Raw genomic sequence first — 15,741 nt, 5'->3', positions numbered from 1 at the left:
ATTGAGCGACACAGCGGTGCTTCGCGCGTTACGACGGGAAAGCGCGTGTCGTTGGGAGCATGGCGGGCGTGATGCAGACGACCGCTCGCCCGAACCCGTTCGCCGCCCTGCGCACCCGGTGGCGCGACCGGTCACCCGGGCTGGCGGCCGGCCTCCTGGGCGGCGCGGTCGCGGCGGTCCTGGGACTGGCGTCGTGCGCCGCGCTCGTGACGCTGCTGTGGATCAGCTCGCCGTACCCCGACAGCGGGCCGGACGGCGCCCTGCACGTCGCGGCTGCCCTGTGGGTGCTGGCGCACGGCGCCGAACTGGTCCGGGCCGACACGCTCTCCGGCACGCCCGCGCCCGTCGGCGTCGCCCCGCTGCTGCTGCTCCTCCTGCCGGTGTGGCTCCTGCACCGGGCGGCCCGGGACGCCACGGACCCCGGGGACGGTGTGGGCGTGGCCGTGGGGTCGGGCAGGCCGGGACCGAAGGCGGGAGCCGGTGTGCGCCCGGCGTGGATGGAGGGCGTGCCGGATGCCGGTCCGCCGCCCGTCTCCGCGCGCAACGCCTGGACCGGGGTCGTGCTCGGCTACCTCGCCGTCGCCGCGCCCGTCGTCCTGTACGCGCAGGGCGGCGCGCTGCGGCCCTCCTGGTGGTGGGCGGCGGTGTGCCTGCCTCTGGTGGCCATGGGGGCCGCCGGCGCCGGGGTGTGGACGGCGTTCGGGCGGCCGGGTGGGCCGGTGGGGCGGGTGCTGCGCGTGCTGCCCCGCAAGCTGCGCGAGCTGATGGTGGAGCCGGACGCGCGCCTGGGCGCCGCGACGCGTGCCGCGGGCGCCGGCGCGGCGGTGCTCGTCGGGGGCGGCGCGCTGCTGCTCGCGGTGTCGTTGGTGTGGCACGGCACGACCGCGGCGGACGCCTTCCTGCGGTTGACCGACAACTGGTCGGGACGGTTCGCCGTGCTGCTGCTCTGCCTGGCGCTGGTGCCGAACGCCGCGGTGTGGGCGGCGGTGTACGCGCTGGGCCCGGGGTTCGTGCTCGGTACCGGGCATGTCGTGGCCCCCTTCTCCTCGGCTCCCGCCTCGCAGTTGCCGCCGTTGCCCCTGCTGGCGGCGGTCCCGGAGGCGGGTCCCGGCACGCCGCTGCAGTGGGCTGCCGGGGCGGTGCCGCTGGCGGCGGGCGCGGTGGTGGGGTGGTTCACGGCCCGGGCGGCGACGGCCGGGGCGGGCGCGGCCTGGTCCTGGCGGCGGACCGCCGGCGCCGCCCTCGTGGCCGCCGTCCTGTGCGCGGGCCTCGTCGCCCTGCTGGCCGCGTTCGCGGGCGGGTCGCTCGGGAACGGTGCGCTCGCGCGGTTCGGGCCGGTGTGGTGGCAGGCCGGGGGCGCGACGCTGGCCTGGGCCGCGGTGGTCGCGGTGCCGGTCGCTGTGGGGGCGCGGGCGTGGCGGTGCCGGGGCGACGCCGCACCGCGGGCCGTGGAGAAGGGCGGGGCCGACGAGGGCGCCGAGGAGGGCCGGGGTGCGTGGCCGTGGATGCGGTTGCCTTCGGCGGGGCGGTGGCGGTGGCTGTGGTGGAGGCGGGATGCGGGGAGCGGCGCCCAGGCGGGGAAGCGGGGCGGGAGTGCGGGCAGGGGCGCGGACGGGAAGGGGATGCCGTTCGGGCTGTACGACGACGAGGGCGAGGCGGGGGACGGTGCGGCGTACGACTTCCTGCCCGTGGACGTGCCCGTGGACGTGCCCGTGGACGTGCCCGTGGACGTGCCGGGGGAGCGGTCCGGGGGCGGGGTGTGACGCCTGCGGCGCCGGAGGTCAGTCCTCCGAGCCCAGCAGGTCCCTCAGCTGTTCCGGCAGATGGCGTTCGCAGGACTGCTTCGCCGTGTTGGTCAGGGCGTCGTCGCGGCAGGTGTAGTAGTCGCTGTAGACCAGCTGGGCACTGAAGGACGCGGCGACCAGGACGATCGCCAGCGACGACAGGACCAGGCCGCTGATCGCGGCGGTGCGCTGCGGGCGGCGGGTCTGCTCGGCGGGCCGGGCGGCGGCCGGGGTGTCCGGGTCGGCGGCGGCGCGGGGTCCCGCGCGCAGCGCGCTGATCGCCCAGTACACGGCCGGCGCGCCGAGCAGCAGGGCCACGTAGGGCCAGGCCAGGAGGGCGAAGAAGAGGGCCCACATGCCGCTCAGCAGGGCGTAGCGGGCACGCCGCTGGGACGGGTCGGTCGGGTCCCAGCGCGGACCCGGGGTGTTGCCCGACCCCTCGGGCCCGGAAGCGCCGGGGCGCTCGCCGAAACCGCCGGGGGAGCGGCCGGGCTGGCGGTCGCTCCACTGGCCGCCCCACGGGGACCGTCCGTCGCCCTGCGCGCCGGACGGGTCCTGGGAGCCGCCGTCGCCGGACGGGTGCCGCGGCTGCCAGGGGCTGTCCGGCGTGCCCTCCGGGGGTGGCGCGAACGGGTTGTCCTGCTCGCCCGCGTCGTCCGGCTTGCCGTCGCTCCTCCGGTCCGGGGACGAGTGGTCCGAGGCCGAGTCGGGCGGTGACGAGGGGCGCTCCCGCAGCAACACGGTGCTGCGCTCCCCTTGCTGCACCGACTGCTGGGGGAGCGTGAGCAGTCGCAGGCTGCGGTCCGGCATCAAGTGAGCGTCTTCCCCTTGGCGGTAAGGAACGGTCGAACAAGTGGAACGGGTCAAACAGGTGGAACAGGTCGAACGGTGAACGGGTCGAACGGGCGAACCCGTCGGCACAACCTGTGAACGCTTGACGCACAGGTCGCGTTCCCGGTCCGGCTCCACGCAGACGCTACCCTCCGGCCGCGCCCCCGTCCCGAGGGGGCCTTCCGGTGTGCCGGTATCGTTGCTGACGGTCGGCCGCTTCGTAGACTTCCCCGTATCCGGGGGCGCGAAGCATTCGTACGACTGTACAAACGGACGCACGGACAACACACGGACGTACGGACGCGCGTACAGAGGCATCGGCAGTACGAGGCCGGCCCGTACCCACCCGCTTCCCCGAGAAAGGCCCCACCGTGGCCGCCAAGCCCGTGGCCCAGCGAGCCAAGCGCCTCGTCGTGCTGGTCTCCGGATCCGGTACCAACCTCCAGGCGCTCATCGACGGGATCGCCGCCGCCGGCGTCGAGGCCTACGGGGCCGAGATCGTCGCCGTCGGAGCCGACCGCGACGGCATCGAGGGACTCGCCCGCGCCGAGCGCGCCGGACTGCCGGTCTTCGTCCGCAGGGTCCGGGACCACGGAACCCGCGAGGAGTGGGACGCGGCGCTCGCCGAGGCCGTCGCCCGCCACGAGCCGGACCTCGTCGTGTCGGCCGGCTTCATGAAGATCGTGGGGAAGGAGTTCCTGGCGCGGTTCGGTGGGCGGTTCGTCAACACCCACCCCGCTCTCCTGCCCAGTTTCCCCGGCGCCCACGGGGTGCGGGACGCGCTCGCGTACGGGGCAAGGGTCACCGGGTGCACCGTCCACTTCGTCGACGACGGCGTCGACACCGGGCCGATCATCGCGCAGGGCGTGGTGGAGGTACGGGACGAGGACTACGAAGACGAAGGTGCCGCTCTGCACGAGCGCATCAAGGAAGTCGAGCGAAAGCTGCTCGTCGATGTCGTGGGGCGGCTCGCCCGCAACGGCTATCGCATTGAGGGACGAAAGGTAGTTATCCAGTGACCGCCAGCGCCACTGCCACCACCGGAAGCGACAAGCGGGCCGTTCGTCGGGCGCTCGTCAGCGTCTACGACAAGACCGGGCTCGAGGACCTCGCCCGCGGGCTGCACGAGGCGGGCGTCGAACTCGTCTCCACCGGGTCCACCGCCGGGCGGATCGCCGCCGCCGGCGTCCCCGTCACCAAGGTCGAGGAGCTGACCGGCTTCCCCGAGTGCCTGGACGGCCGGGTCAAGACCCTGCACCCCAAGGTGCACGCCGGCATCCTCGCCGACCTGCGCCTGGAGAGCCACCGGCAGCAGCTCGACGAGCTGGGCGTGGCGCCGTTCGACCTGGTCGTGGTCAACCTCTACCCGTTCCGCGAGACCGTCGCCTCGGGCGCCACCCCCGACGAGTGCGTCGAGCAGATCGACATCGGCGGCCCCTCGATGGTCCGTGCCGCCGCCAAGAACCACCCCTCCGTCGCGGTCGTCACCAGCCCCGCCCGGTACGCCGACGTGCTCTCCGCGGCCAAGGACGGCGGCTTCGACCTGCCCGCCCGCAAGCGCCTGGCCGCCGAGGCCTTCCAGCACACCGCGGCGTACGACGTGGCCGTCGCCTCCTGGTTCGCCGCCGCGTACGCCCCGGTCGACGAGTCGCGGTTCCCGGACTTCCTCGGCCACACCTTCGAGCGGGCGCACACCCTGCGCTACGGCGAGAACCCGCACCAGCCCGCGGCCCTCTACACCTCGCCCGACGGCGGCGGCCTCGCGCAGGCCGAGCAGCTGCACGGCAAGGAGATGTCGTACAACAACTACACGGACACGGACGCCGCCCGCCGTGCCGCGTACGACCACGCCGAGCCCTGCGTCGCGATCATCAAGCACGCCAACCCGTGCGGCATCGCCGTCGGCGCGGACGTCGCCGAGGCGCACCGCAAGGCGCACGCCTGCGACCCGCTGTCCGCGTTCGGCGGCGTCATCGCCGTCAACCGCCCGGTCTCCAAGGAGCTGGCCGAGCAGGTCGCCGAGATCTTCACCGAGGTCGTCGTCGCGCCGGACTACGAGGACGGCGCCCTCGAAGCCCTCACCAAGAAGAAGAACATCCGCGTGCTGCGCGCCCCCGCGGCGCCCGCGGCCCCGGTCGAGGTCAAGCCGATCGACGGCGGCGCCCTCCTCCAGGTCACCGACCGCCTCCAGGCCGACGGCGACGACCCCGCCACCTGGACGCTGGCCACCGGTGAGGCCCTGTCCGAGGCGGAGCTGGCCGAGCTGGCCTTCGCGTGGAAGGCCTGCCGGGCCGTCAAGTCCAACGCGATCCTCCTCGCCAAGGACGGCGCCTCCGTCGGCGTCGGCATGGGCCAGGTCAACCGCGTCGACTCCGCGAAGCTCGCGGTGGAGCGGGCGGGCGCCGAGCGCGCCCAGGGGGCGTACGCCGCCTCCGACGCCTTCTTCCCCTTCCCGGACGGCCTGGAGATCCTCACCGCGGCCGGCGTGAAGGCCGTGGTCCAGCCGGGCGGTTCGGTCCGCGACGAGCTGGTGGTCGAGGCCGCGAAGAAGGCCGGCGTGACGATGTACCTCACGGGGACGCGGCACTTCTTCCACTGACAGCCGCTTCCCTCGCTTCCGTATCCGCCCCTGCGGGGACGGGTACGGAAGCGGGTATGGAACCCGCCGCCCTCGTCCCCCTCCCCGATCCTCCCCCCCCGGGGTCGACCTCCTCCAGTCCAACGACGGGCAGCGTAGGGGAGGCGGGTGAGGGAGGCCCGGGCTGTGCGGTGGTTCGGCGGGGCGCCGTCCACCTCTGACCTCACAGGGTCACTTCTGCCGCCGGGGCGTGTATTCCTTGAGGTGGTGAGCGACGCGGTCGGCGTAGTCGTAGTACTTCGGGGGAACCCCGCCCGCGTCGTTCACCTTCTTGTACGACGTCCGGTAGGCGACAGCGGTCAGCACGGAGCGGTCGCCCTCGATGTTCTCGTCCAGCCGGGGAGCGATCCAGCACAGGTAGCGGCCCATCGCCGGGATGGACTCGGCCGGCGGGAACGGGGGCTGGGGGACGCTCTCACCGGGCGTGCCGTCCTCGTTCATCCACCAGCGCAGCACGCTCGGGGTCCAGCGGGCGATGCCGTACTCGTCGTTCTCGGGGTCGGCGAGGTCCGGTTCGAAGTCGCTCTCGACCTTCAGTATCGCCGCGAGCAGGGCCGGGGTGACCTCCGGGCGGTCGCAGTCGTGCGCCGTCTCGACGATCAGCAGCCGGTAGGCGGGCGGCACGTCCCGGTCGGTGCGCAGCTCGTCCGCGCCGTAGGAGGCGGCGGAGACGCTCGCGGTGCCGCCGGGACCCGGGCCCGAGACGGGCTCCCGGCCGCCGTCGGACCAGCGGACCGCGCCGTACCCGAGCGCGGCGAGGGCCACGAGCCCCGCGACCGCGGCGGCGAGGAGCGTACGCCGGGGGCGCCCGCGGGTGCGTGGCCGGAACAGGGCGCGCGGCGAGAACCTCGCCGCGCCCCGCGCGCCCTCCGCCGCGGCCGTCACCCGGTGCAGCAGGGCGTCGGTGCCGATCCGGTCGGCGTGCGTACGGGTCAGGCACGCCCGGACGATCTCCCGCCAGGCCTGCGGAAGTTCGGGGGAGAGCCGCAGCTCGTGGGTGCCGCGGGCGTAGGCGACGGCGGCGTCGCGGCGGGTCGTCGGGGTGGCTCCGGGTAACGGGAAGGAACCCGTGAGCACCAGGTGGGCGAGGACGCCGAAGGCCCACACGTCGGCGGACGGGCGGATCCGGCGGCCCCGTTCGCCGATCTCGGACCACAGCAGTTCGGGCGGCGTGTAGTCGGGGGTGGAGAAGGCGGGCGTGTAGGCGTGGGTGCCTTCCATCTCGGCGGCCATGTTGAAGTCGGCCAGCCGCACCGAATCGTCGGCCATCAGCAGCACGTTGGCCGGTTTGAGGTCCCCGTGGACCCAGCCCGCCCGGTGCAGCTGGGCAAGGCCCGCACAGACCTGCGCGAGCAGGGCGGGCCCGGCCGGCGGGCGCGGCACCGTCTTGAGCAGGGCCGACAGGGAGCCCTCGGCCCGTTCCAGTACGAGGACGGTGGCGCCGTCGAGCCGGCCGTCGGCGGGGTCGTCGACCGTGAGGCTCTCGTACATCCGGATCAGCCGCGGCTGCCGCAGCCGTTGCAGCAACTCGACCTCGCGCCCGATCAGTTCCCGCAGATGGTTCAGCTGCCGCGGGGTACCGGTGCCGGTGGGCAGGAACTTCAGCGCGGCCGTCTCCGGCAGAGCGCTCCCGCTCCCGGCGCCGGTGGCGCCGTGACGCGCGGGGCCCGGGCGGTCCGTGCGCCCGGCGTCCCCGGTGCCCCGGGAGCGGTCGCCGTCGTCCATGCGGCGCGCGGCGTACACGCTGCCGAAGGCGCCGGTCGCGATCGGCTCGCGCACCTCCCAGACTCCCACCCGGTAGCCCCGGGGCACCGGCACGGCGTACGGCTCGGTCATCGCAGCGCCTGTCCGGACGGCTCCGAGAGAACCACCAGGTCGTCCTCGCGGACCAGGTCGAAACGGAGGGCCAGGGAGACCAGCGACTCCTTCTTGCCGTTCAGCCGGGGGCCCGGAGCGGCTGTCTCCGGGCCCGGCTTCAGGCGCAGTTTGACCGCGAGGTAGTCGATGTTCCACTGCACCGACGTGCGCGAGGCCGCGGGCCAGGTCGGGCGGAGCCGCTGCACGACCTGGTCCATCGTCGGCAGCGGGGCGTGCGGCGCCCCGCGCAGCCGGGGCTCGCACAGCGCGGCCAGCACCGCGAAGTAGCGCTTGGTGCGGTCGACGGAGAAGGCCGGGGCGGTGGGCTCCCCGTCGGCGCCGTCCTCGCCGCGCAGATAGTCGTGGCGCGGCGCCCAGACCTCGACCGGCAGCAGGTCGCCGGCCGCGGGCAGCACGATCCGCGAGAACTCGAACGGCACCGGGGCGTCGAGCCGGCCGGGCGCGACCTTGATGTGCTCGCCGGCGCCCTCCGGGTTCTCCACCACGTAGGTCTGGTGGGCGGAGAGGTTGCTCACGGTCCAGAAGGTGCCGTGGGCGGTGATCTCGCCCGCCCTCCTGGACACCCCGTCGTGCCCGATCAGCAGCCCGCCCTCGGGCACGGCCCGTCCGAAGACGAGCCGCTCGCCGGGCGCGAGCCGGAACTGCGTGCCGGTGCGTTCGTCCTCCGGGGTCTGCGGAGGTACCACGATGATGCTGAACAAGGTGCGTCTCCCGTGCCTGACGGCTGCCTTCGCCAGACTAGGCCGACGCCGCAGGGCCGTGCCCCCCTCGTACGGGTGAGACACGGCCCTGTGACGTGATTGGCGAGAAGTACGCCCCGGCTGAGGCCGGTTCAGTACCGCGGGCGGGTGAACCAGGCGCTGCCGTTCCGGTTGGCGCAGAAGACGATGATCAGGATGCCGAGCACGATGCTGACGAGGGCGAAGACGTTCGCGGCGAACAGGCTGATGACGCTGAACAGGGTCACCAACGACGCGAAGACGATCGCGGACACCCGCACACCGCCGCGTCCCGTGCTGAACTTGACGGCAGTGAATATCGCCCAGAACGCAAACAGCAGCACGATGACGCCGAAGCCGATCATGACGCCGGCGCCGATGTTGGAGACGGTGTCGATGTCGTCCGCGGAGAGGTCGGGGTTGGAGGAGGCCTCGTCCTCGAACTGGTCCACGAACCAGGCGCTGGCGATCATCATCAGCAGTCCGCCGAGGGCCTGGAGGCCGCCCAGCACGAACAGCATCACGCGCGCGGCCTTCACGCTGCCGGGCATCGTCGCCGGGCCCGGGGCGTAGCCTCCGCCGTAGGGCTGCTGCACCGGCGGGGCCGCAGGGTAGCCGTAGCCCGGCTGGCCCTGCCCCTGGGGCTGTTGCTGGGGGTAGCCGTAGTTCGGCTGCTGGCCGCCCTGGGGGGCGCCGTAGGGGTTGTTCGGGTCGCCGAAACTCATGGCGGGACTTCCTCCGTAGCTGTCAAGTGCGGGGACGACGCGTGGCCCGGCTCGGAGGAATGATGTGAAGAAGCGGTTCGTCCCCCCGGTACGGCCCCGCGGCACTGTGCTCCATATCGTTCTTGACCGATCTCTTACTTGTCCACCCCGTTCACCATGCGTTGTGCAAGTGCAACAACGTCGATCATGAGCGGATACGGGTGGACGCGTCCCCCGGCGTCCGGATGATGGCCGGATTGGAACCGGGGGCCGGTCATCCGCGAGGATGGGGGCATGACCGCCCAGATTCTCGATGGCAAGGCCACCGCAGCCGCGATCAAGTCCGAACTGACCGCCCGCGTGGCGGCGCTGAAGGAGAGGGGTGTCACACCGGGCCTCGGCACCGTCCTGGTCGGGGACGACCCCGGCAGTCAGAAGTACGTCGCCGGCAAGCACCGCGACTGCGCCCAGGTCGGCATCGCCTCCATCCAGCGCGAGCTGCCGGCCACGGCCACCCAGGAGGAGATCGAGGCGGTCGTCCGTGAGCTGAACGAGGACCCGGACTGCACCGGCTACATCGTCCAGCTCCCGCTGCCCAGGGGCATCGACGAGAACCGCATCCTGGAGCTGATGGACCCGGACAAGGACGCGGACGGCCTGCACCCGATGAACCTCGGCCGCCTCGTGCTGAACGAGCCGGCGCCGCTGCCCTGCACCCCCCACGGCATCCTCACCCTCCTGCGCCGCCACGGCGTGGAGATCAAGGGCGCCGAGGTCGTGGTCGTCGGCCGCGGGGTCACCATCGGCCGCCCGATGCCGCTGCTGCTCACCCGGCGCAGCGAGAACGCCACCGTGACCCAGTGCCACACCGGCACCCGGGACCTCGCCGCGCACCTGCGGCGGGCCGACATCGTCGTCGCCGCGGCCGGCTCCCCGCACCTGGTCCGCGCCGAGGACGTCAAGCCGGGCGCCGCCGTCCTCGACGTCGGTGTCTCGCGCAACGCCGAGGGCAAGATCGTCGGCGACGTCCACCCGGACGTGGCCGAGGTGGCCGCCTGGATCTCCCCGAACCCCGGCGGAGTCGGCCCCATGACCCGGGCTCAGCTGCTCGTCAACGTCGTGGAAGCGGCGGAGCGCCGTGCCGGCTGAGGACACCGGCGCCGAGCGCCCCGTGCGGACCGGCGGCCCCGAGCGCCCGAAGCGGCCGGCGCCCTCGGCCGGGCCGGACGCGTCGCGGCGCGGGGCACACGGCGAGAGCCCGGCGGGGGCCAGCGATTCCCAGCAGGCCGGGAGTTCGGAGCCGGCCGGGGACCCCAAGCAGTCCGGGGACCGGGAACCGGCCGGGGCCCCGCGGCGGGCCGGAGACCGGGAGCGGGCCGGAGGGCAGAAGCCTGCCGGGAGCCCCGGAGACTCCGGCGGCCACGGGGGCCCCAGAGGCCCCGGCGGCCCCGGGAGCGGCAGGAGCCCCGAGAATACGGAGGGCGCCGGGGACGGGGATGACGGCATCACCGTCCGGGACCCCGTCAGCGCGCCGGACGCCACGGGCCGGCCGCGCCGGATCACGCGCCGGTTCCCCCTCTTCACCCGCGACACCGCGCGCCCCGAGGGCGGCGGCAGGGCCGCGGCCCGCGACGCTCCGGCGCCCGCACGGCAGTGGCCGGTGCTCGGCGTCGTCGTCCTGGTCGGGGTCGGCCTGCTGCTCACCGGGCTCGACGTGTTCCGCTGGGGCCTGGTCCTCGTCGGTGCCGCGCTGCTGATGGGCGCCGCGCTGCGCTGGGTCGTACCGGACGTCGGCATGCTCGCCGTGCGCTCGCGCTTCACGGACATCGCTACCTACGGCGTACTGGGCACCGCGATCGTCATGCTGTCGCTGATGGCACAGCCGGACGCACCGCTGAAGATCCCGTTCCTGAACGATCTGCTGCATTTCACCGTAAGCAGTTAGGGAAAGTCCCGGGTGAACGGCGGCCCGTCCTCACCCCCGTTGAAGGACGGGCCGCCGCCGGGGACCACACTCCTGCAGGCCGAACGGCTGGTTCAATGCCTGTCAGGGCGCTGTGGCACGGAAGTGACCGTTCCGCTACTCCGCTACGCGAATCCGGGAACCACGCCGGTCCGGGAATCACGAGGTCGGGGAAAGCGGGGCGGCCGGGGCGGGGGCGCGCTAGCGTCGGGGGTTCCGTCCGGAGCACGAGGACGCCGGTGGGACACTGGACCGGGAGTTGGCGGGCGTGGGACGGTGCACGCCTGCAGCCTCTGTGCTCCTGTGCGCCCCTGTCCCGGGAACTGCGATCCTGACCGGGCGCATCCCTGTGGGTAGCCAGAACCGGTACCGCGAGCGGGACGCCGCGCGCGCGGACCGGTCGCGGTACCGGCGGGGGACCAGCGAAGACCAGCGGTAACCGGCGGGGGAACGACCAGCACGCCACCGGGGGGAAGAGGGGGAAGCAGTGCCTCGTTGGAAGGCCTTGCCGGACGAACTCGATCCGCAGATCAGAGAGTTCACCAGCCAGCTGCGCCGGCTCGTGGACCGCGGCGAGCTGAGCATCGCGTCGGTGGCCGACGCCACGGGCTACAGCAAGACGTCCTGGGAGCGCTATCTGAACGGCCGGCTGCTCGCGCCGAAGGGCGCGATCGTGGCCCTGGCCGAGGTGACGGGCACCAACCCGGTCCACCTGACCACCATGTGGGAGCTGGCCGAGCGCGCCTGGAGCCGCTCGGAGATGCGCCACGACATGACCATGGAGGCCATCCGGATCTCCCAGGCCCGCGCCGCGCTCGGCGAGGCGGGCGCACCCGCCGGCAAGGCGGGCAGGGCGGGTGGGCCGGACAAGGCAGGCAAGGCGGGCAGGGCGGGCAAGGCAGGCAAGGCGGACGGCGCGGGCGACGGCGGAAGGAACGTCCGGCCGGGCAAGTCCGGCCGCCACGCCGGAGGCGGACCGTCGTCCGGCGTCGCCGGCCCGGCCGGTGTCGCGCCGACGCTGCCGCCGTCGGTCCCCGCCCAGCCGACGGCCGCCGACAGTCCCGACTCGGCCCTCGGCCCGGTGCGGGGCGGCGGTGCCTCCGACGACCCCGACGCCCCGTCCCCCGGCGGAGCGACCGACGGCAACTCGTGGGGCCTGGCCGGGTACCGGGGGCCGTCGCCGACCGGCGACCGCACTCCGCGGCACGGGAGCCGCACCGGTGCCGCCGAGCCCGCGGGAGCCCCGGGTGCCGCGGACCCCGCGGCGCCGGGCCACGCCTTCCCGAACGGCCAGGGCCCCGCCGATCCCTACGGCAGCCCCGGCCCCGGTGACGCGTACGCCGGCCCCGGCCCCGGTGACGTGTACGGCAGCCCGGGCTCCGCCGACCCCTACGGTTACCGCACCGGCCCCGCAACCGCCTACGGCCGGCCCCCGCACGACGGCCCGCGTACGGGCGGGCGGCCCTCCGGGGGCGGCGGCAAGCGGATGGCGGCGTTCGCCGCGGGTGTCGTCGGTGTGCTGGTCGTGATCGCGGGCGCCTTCTTCCTGCTGAACCAATCCGGCGACAAGGACGACGAGGGCGCCAAACCCTCCCCGTCCCCCACCGTGAGCAAGTCGCCCGAGCTGCCGCCCGGCGTCCAGTGCAGCGGCGACGCCTGCACCGGCAAGGACCCCGAAGTCATGGGCTGCGGCGGCGACCTGGTGGCCACCGGGGCGACCGCCGCCGTCGGCACCGCCTCCGTGGAGGTCCGCTACAGCAAGGTCTGCGGTGCCGCCTGGGCCCGCGTCACCCAGGCCGCCCAGGGCGACGAGGTTCAGGTCAACGCCGATGGCGCCAACGAGCAGCGGGCGACGGTCGGCAACGCCGGTGACACCGTCGCGTACACCGCGATGGTCGCCGCGGACTCCGCGGCCGACGCCACCGCGTGCGTGACGCTCGCCTCGGGACAGCAGGGCTGCACCGAGAAGTAGAAGAAGCCGAAGAAGCCGAAGAAGCCGGAGAAGTAGCAGAAGCAGGGGGAGCAAGGGAGCAGGGGGCAGCGGGCAAAGAGGCAGGTCGGGGCTGGGAAAGCGGGCGGTTTGAAAAAAGTTCGACTCCGGCAGGCATGCCCGCCCAAGTGCCGGGCACGCGAGTAGTACCCCCACGGGAGTCCGGCAACGGTCCCCGAAACGGCGGCCGCCTTCGTCCCCCTCTCCCGGACGGGCGGCCGCCTCTTCGTTGGCCCGGCGGGACGTGTTCCGGCCTGTGGGCCGGGCCACACCGACCCGGACGTGCCGGACACCACGGGCGCGATAGCCTGACGGCTGGATCGGTCTCTTGATACCAAGAGATCGATCAAACGCCCGGGGCCGGGACGCCCCACCGCCAGCTGTCATTCGGAGAACGCCATGACTCGCACTCCCGTGAACGTCACCGTCACCGGCGCGGCCGGCCAGATCGGTTACGCCCTGCTCTTCCGCATCGCCTCCGGCCAGCTGCTCGGCGCGGACGTGCCGGTCAAGCTGCGCCTCCTGGAGATCACCCCGGCGCTCAAGGCCGCCGAGGGCACCGCGATGGAGCTGGACGACTGCGCGTTCCCGCTGCTCCAGGGCATCGAGATCACCGACGACCCGAACGTGGCCTTCGACGGCGCCAACGTCGGCCTCCTCGTCGGCGCCCGCCCCCGCACCAAGGGCATGGAGCGCGGCGACCTCCTGGAGGCCAACGGCGGCATCTTCAAGCCCCAGGGCAAGGCCATCAACGACCACGCCGCGGACGACGTCAAGATCCTCGTGGTGGGCAACCCGGCCAACACCAACGCCCTGATCGCCCAGGCCGCCGCCCCGGACGTACCGGCCGAGCGCTTCACCGCGATGACCCGCCTGGACCACAACCGCGCCCTGACCCAGCTGGCGAAGAAGACGGGCTCGACGGTCGCCGACATCAAGCGCCTGACCATCTGGGGCAACCACTCCGCCACCCAGTACCCGGACATCTTCCACGCCACCGTCGCCGGCAAGAACGCCGCCGAGACGGTCAACGACGAGAAGTGGCTGGCCGACGAGTTCATCCCGACCGTCGCCAAGCGCGGCGCCGCCATCATCGAGGCCCGCGGCGCCTCCTCGGCCGCCTCCGCCGCCAACGCCGCCATCGACCACGTGCACACGTGGGTCAACGGCACCGCCGAGGGCGACTGGACCTCCATGGGCATCCCGTCGGACGGCTCCTACGGCGTCCCGGAGGGCATCATCTCCTCCTTCCCGGTCACCACGAAGGACGGCGCGTACGAGATCGTCCAGGGCCTGGACATCAACGACTTCTCCCGCGCCCGCATCGACGCCTCCGTCAAGGAGCTGTCCGAGGAGCGCGAGGCGGTCCGCGGTCTCGGCCTCATCTGAGCAGCGTCGCGCCCACGCCTCACCGGCCCCGTACGGGCCCCGTTCCAGTCACCGACCGGGACGGGGCCCGTATGCGTTCCCGTTCCCGTTCCCGCTCCCTCGCCCGGCCCATACGCTCCCTTGCCCATATGCTCCGTTCGTCCTCTTCCTCCGTGAGGCGCCGCACTTTCGTGGCCGATTCGGCATGCATGGACGGCCCTGGGGCAGGGGCTCACGGTCCCCGGCGGTGACACGCGTGTGACACAGGGGTTGATCAGGAGCGGAAGGCAGTAAACAACCATGGCGAACAGCACCGAAACCGCGGTGGAGCGGGCGCATCGGACCATTCACGCGGGAGGCGAGTGGCTGGCCGCGTCCTCCGGCGCCACGCGCGAGATCCTCGACCCCGCGGACGCCCGGCCCTTCGCCGTGGTCGCGGAGGGCGACGAGCAGGACACCGACCTCGCGGTCGCCGCCGCCCGGCGCGCCTTCGACGCGGGCGACTGGCCGCACACCCCCGTCGCCGAGCGCGCCGCCCTGCTGCGCCGCGTCGCCGACCTGCTCGTGCGCGACCGCGAGACGCTGGGCCTGCTGGAGAGCCGCGACGCCGGCAAGACCGTCGAGGAGGGCCGCGTCGACATCGACTGCGTCGCCGACGCCTTCCGCTACTTCGCCGACCTCGTCGCGGGCGAGGGCGCCGGCCGGGTCGTCGACGCGGGCTCGCCCGACATCCACAGCGTCGTCGTGCACGAGCCCGTCGGCGTCTGCGCGATGATCACGCCCTGGAACTACCCTCTCCTCCAGGCCAGCTGGAAGATCGCCCCGGCGCTCGCCGCAGGCAACACCTTCGTGATCAAGCCCAGCGAGATCACCCCCCTGACGACCGTCGCCCTGATCGACCTGCTGACCGAGGCCGGGCTCCCCAACGGCGTCGCGAACATCGTCACCGGCCCCGGACACACCGTCGGCGCCCGGCTCGCCGAGCACCCCGGCGTCGACCTGGTCTCCTTCACCGGCGGCCTGATCAGCGGCACCAAAGTCGCGCAGGCCGCGGCCGTCACCGTCAAGAAGGTCGCCCTCGAACTCGGCGGCAAGAACCCCAACGTGGTCTTCGCCGACGCCTGCGAGAGCGAGGAGGGCTTCGACACCGCCGTCGACCAGGCCCTCAACGCCGCCTTCATCCACAGCGGCCAGGTCTGCTCCGCGGGCGGCCGGCTCATCGTCGAGGAGTCCGTCCGCGAACGCTTCGTCGCCGAACTCGTCCGCCGCGCCCAGAAGATCCGCCTGGGCCGCGGCACCGAGGACGGCGTCGAGTGCGGGCCGCTCGTCTCCGAGCAGCAGCGCGCCAAGACCGAGGACTACGTGGCCTCCGCGCTCGCCGAGGGCGCCGCACTGCGCTGCGGCGGCAAGCGCCCCGAGCCGTCGCCCCAGCGGCCCGAGTCCGGCTACTTCTACGAGCCGACCGTCCTCGACCACTGCCACCGCGACATGCGGGTCGTACGGGAGGAGGTCTTCGGCCCCGTCCTCACCGTCGAGACCTTCCGGACCGAGGACGAGGCCGTAGCCCTGGCCAACGACACCGAGTACGGTCTGGCCGGTGCCGTCTGGACCGCCGACGCGGGACGGGCCCGCCGGGTCGCGGGCCGGCTGCGGCACGGCACCGTGTGGATCAACGACTTCCACCCCTACCTGCCGCAGGCGGAGTGGGGCGGCTTCGGCAAGAGCGGCGTCGGCCGCGAACTCGGCCCCGCCGGCCTGGCCGAGTACCGCGAGAGCAAGCACGTCTACCAGAACCTGGCGCCGCGGCCCGTCCGCTGGTTCGCCGGCTGACCCGGCCGCGCCGCCCTACGTTCCCGCGCCACCGTA

Annotated in this window: 12 protein-coding genes; 8 read left to right on the top strand and 4 right to left on the bottom strand. The window is 73.6% G+C overall.

All coding sequences use genetic code 11. The features are described from left to right. The first annotated feature begins 59 nt into the window (after nucleotides 1–59). Nucleotides 60–1,763 carry a cell division protein PerM gene (locus IG94_RS0124825; RefSeq protein WP_078892416.1) on the top strand — a complete coding sequence of 568 codons (1,704 nt, stop codon included), beginning with the start codon at nucleotides 60–62 and terminating at the stop codon, nucleotides 1,761–1,763. 18 nt (nucleotides 1,764–1,781) lie between these two features. On the opposite strand, the gene IG94_RS0124820 is transcribed toward IG94_RS0124825, so the two are convergent. Then, nucleotides 1,782–2,594, bottom strand: coding sequence for a hypothetical protein (locus tag IG94_RS0124820; protein WP_031041270.1), 813 nt, complete (start codon nucleotides 2,592–2,594; stop codon nucleotides 1,782–1,784). 392 nt (nucleotides 2,595–2,986) lie between these two features. On the opposite strand from IG94_RS0124820, the gene purN reads away from it, so the two are divergent. Next, nucleotides 2,987–3,634, top strand: coding sequence for a phosphoribosylglycinamide formyltransferase (gene purN, locus IG94_RS0124815; protein ID WP_031041267.1), 648 nt, complete (start codon nucleotides 2,987–2,989; stop codon nucleotides 3,632–3,634). Continuing rightward, the gene (gene purH / locus IG94_RS0124810) at nucleotides 3,631–5,214 is read left to right on the top strand and encodes a bifunctional phosphoribosylaminoimidazolecarboxamide formyltransferase/IMP cyclohydrolase (protein ID WP_031041264.1); all 1,584 of its coding nucleotides are present in this window, start codon (nucleotides 3,631–3,633) and stop codon (nucleotides 5,212–5,214) included. Before purN ends, purH begins: the two co-directional genes overlap by 4 nt. Before the next feature lie 210 nt (nucleotides 5,215–5,424). Here the strand turns inward: purH and IG94_RS0124805 are convergent, their stop codons facing one another. The 3 genes from IG94_RS0124805 to IG94_RS0124795 form a co-directional block, all read right to left on the bottom strand. Then, complete coding sequence (locus IG94_RS0124805; RefSeq protein WP_031041260.1) at nucleotides 5,425–7,089, bottom strand: serine/threonine protein kinase; 1,665 nt, start codon at nucleotides 7,087–7,089, stop codon at nucleotides 5,425–5,427. Further along, complete coding sequence (locus IG94_RS0124800; protein WP_031041258.1) at nucleotides 7,086–7,832, bottom strand: FHA domain-containing protein; 747 nt, start codon at nucleotides 7,830–7,832, stop codon at nucleotides 7,086–7,088. The genes IG94_RS0124805 and IG94_RS0124800 overlap by 4 nt, the downstream gene beginning before the upstream one ends. Before the next feature lie 131 nt (nucleotides 7,833–7,963). Beyond that, on the bottom strand, nucleotides 7,964–8,575 hold the full coding sequence (locus IG94_RS0124795) for a hypothetical protein (protein WP_031041256.1): 612 nt from the start codon (nucleotides 8,573–8,575) through the stop codon (nucleotides 7,964–7,966). Between the two features lie 273 nt (nucleotides 8,576–8,848). Between IG94_RS0124795 and IG94_RS0124790 the strand changes: the two genes are divergently transcribed. From IG94_RS0124790 to IG94_RS0124770, 5 genes are all read left to right on the top strand, one after another. Further along, nucleotides 8,849–9,703, top strand: coding sequence for a bifunctional methylenetetrahydrofolate dehydrogenase/methenyltetrahydrofolate cyclohydrolase (locus IG94_RS0124790; protein WP_031041252.1), 855 nt, complete (start codon nucleotides 8,849–8,851; stop codon nucleotides 9,701–9,703). Nucleotides 9,704–10,058: 355 nt separating this feature from the next. Further along, nucleotides 10,059–10,499 carry a DUF3017 domain-containing protein gene (locus IG94_RS44230; protein WP_051159437.1) on the top strand — a complete coding sequence of 147 codons (441 nt, stop codon included), beginning with the start codon at nucleotides 10,059–10,061 and terminating at the stop codon, nucleotides 10,497–10,499. Nucleotides 10,500–11,004: 505 nt separating this feature from the next. Beyond that, nucleotides 11,005–12,489 carry an XRE family transcriptional regulator gene (locus IG94_RS0124780; RefSeq protein WP_107060671.1) on the top strand — a complete coding sequence of 495 codons (1,485 nt, stop codon included), beginning with the start codon at nucleotides 11,005–11,007 and terminating at the stop codon, nucleotides 12,487–12,489. A 417-nt stretch (nucleotides 12,490–12,906) separates the two neighbouring features. Continuing rightward, nucleotides 12,907–13,896: a malate dehydrogenase gene (locus IG94_RS0124775; RefSeq protein WP_031041243.1), complete on the top strand. Its 990-nt coding sequence runs from the start codon at nucleotides 12,907–12,909 to the stop codon at nucleotides 13,894–13,896. Nucleotides 13,897–14,175: 279 nt separating this feature from the next. Next, the gene (locus tag IG94_RS0124770; protein WP_031041240.1) at nucleotides 14,176–15,705 is read left to right on the top strand and encodes an aldehyde dehydrogenase family protein; all 1,530 of its coding nucleotides are present in this window, start codon (nucleotides 14,176–14,178) and stop codon (nucleotides 15,703–15,705) included. Nucleotides 15,706–15,741: the final 36 nt, after the last annotated feature.

This window comes from Streptomyces olivaceus, assembly GCF_000721235.1.
Classification (GTDB): Bacteria; Actinomycetota; Actinomycetes; order Streptomycetales; family Streptomycetaceae; genus Streptomyces; species Streptomyces olivaceus.
The sequence above is the reverse complement of the archived record's forward strand: the minus strand, read 5'-3'. Positions and strand labels throughout refer to the sequence as shown.

Coding starts and splice junctions, on each gene's coding strand:
- IG94_RS0124775 (WP_031041243.1), top strand. CDS start 12,907: ATGACTCGCACTCCCGTGAACGTCACCGTCACCGGCGCGGCCGGCCAG.
- IG94_RS0124790 (WP_031041252.1), top strand. CDS start 8,849: ATGACCGCCCAGATTCTCGATGGCAAGGCCACCGCAGCCGCGATCAAG.
- IG94_RS0124820 (WP_031041270.1), bottom strand. CDS start 2,594: ATGCCGGACCGCAGCCTGCGACTGCTCACGCTCCCCCAGCAGTCGGTG.
- IG94_RS0124795 (WP_031041256.1), bottom strand. CDS start 8,575: ATGAGTTTCGGCGACCCGAACAACCCCTACGGCGCCCCCCAGGGCGGC.
- IG94_RS0124825 (WP_078892416.1), top strand. CDS start 60: ATGGCGGGCGTGATGCAGACGACCGCTCGCCCGAACCCGTTCGCCGCC.
- IG94_RS0124805 (WP_031041260.1), bottom strand. CDS start 7,089: ATGACCGAGCCGTACGCCGTGCCGGTGCCCCGGGGCTACCGGGTGGGA.
- IG94_RS0124770 (WP_031041240.1), top strand. CDS start 14,176: ATGGCGAACAGCACCGAAACCGCGGTGGAGCGGGCGCATCGGACCATT.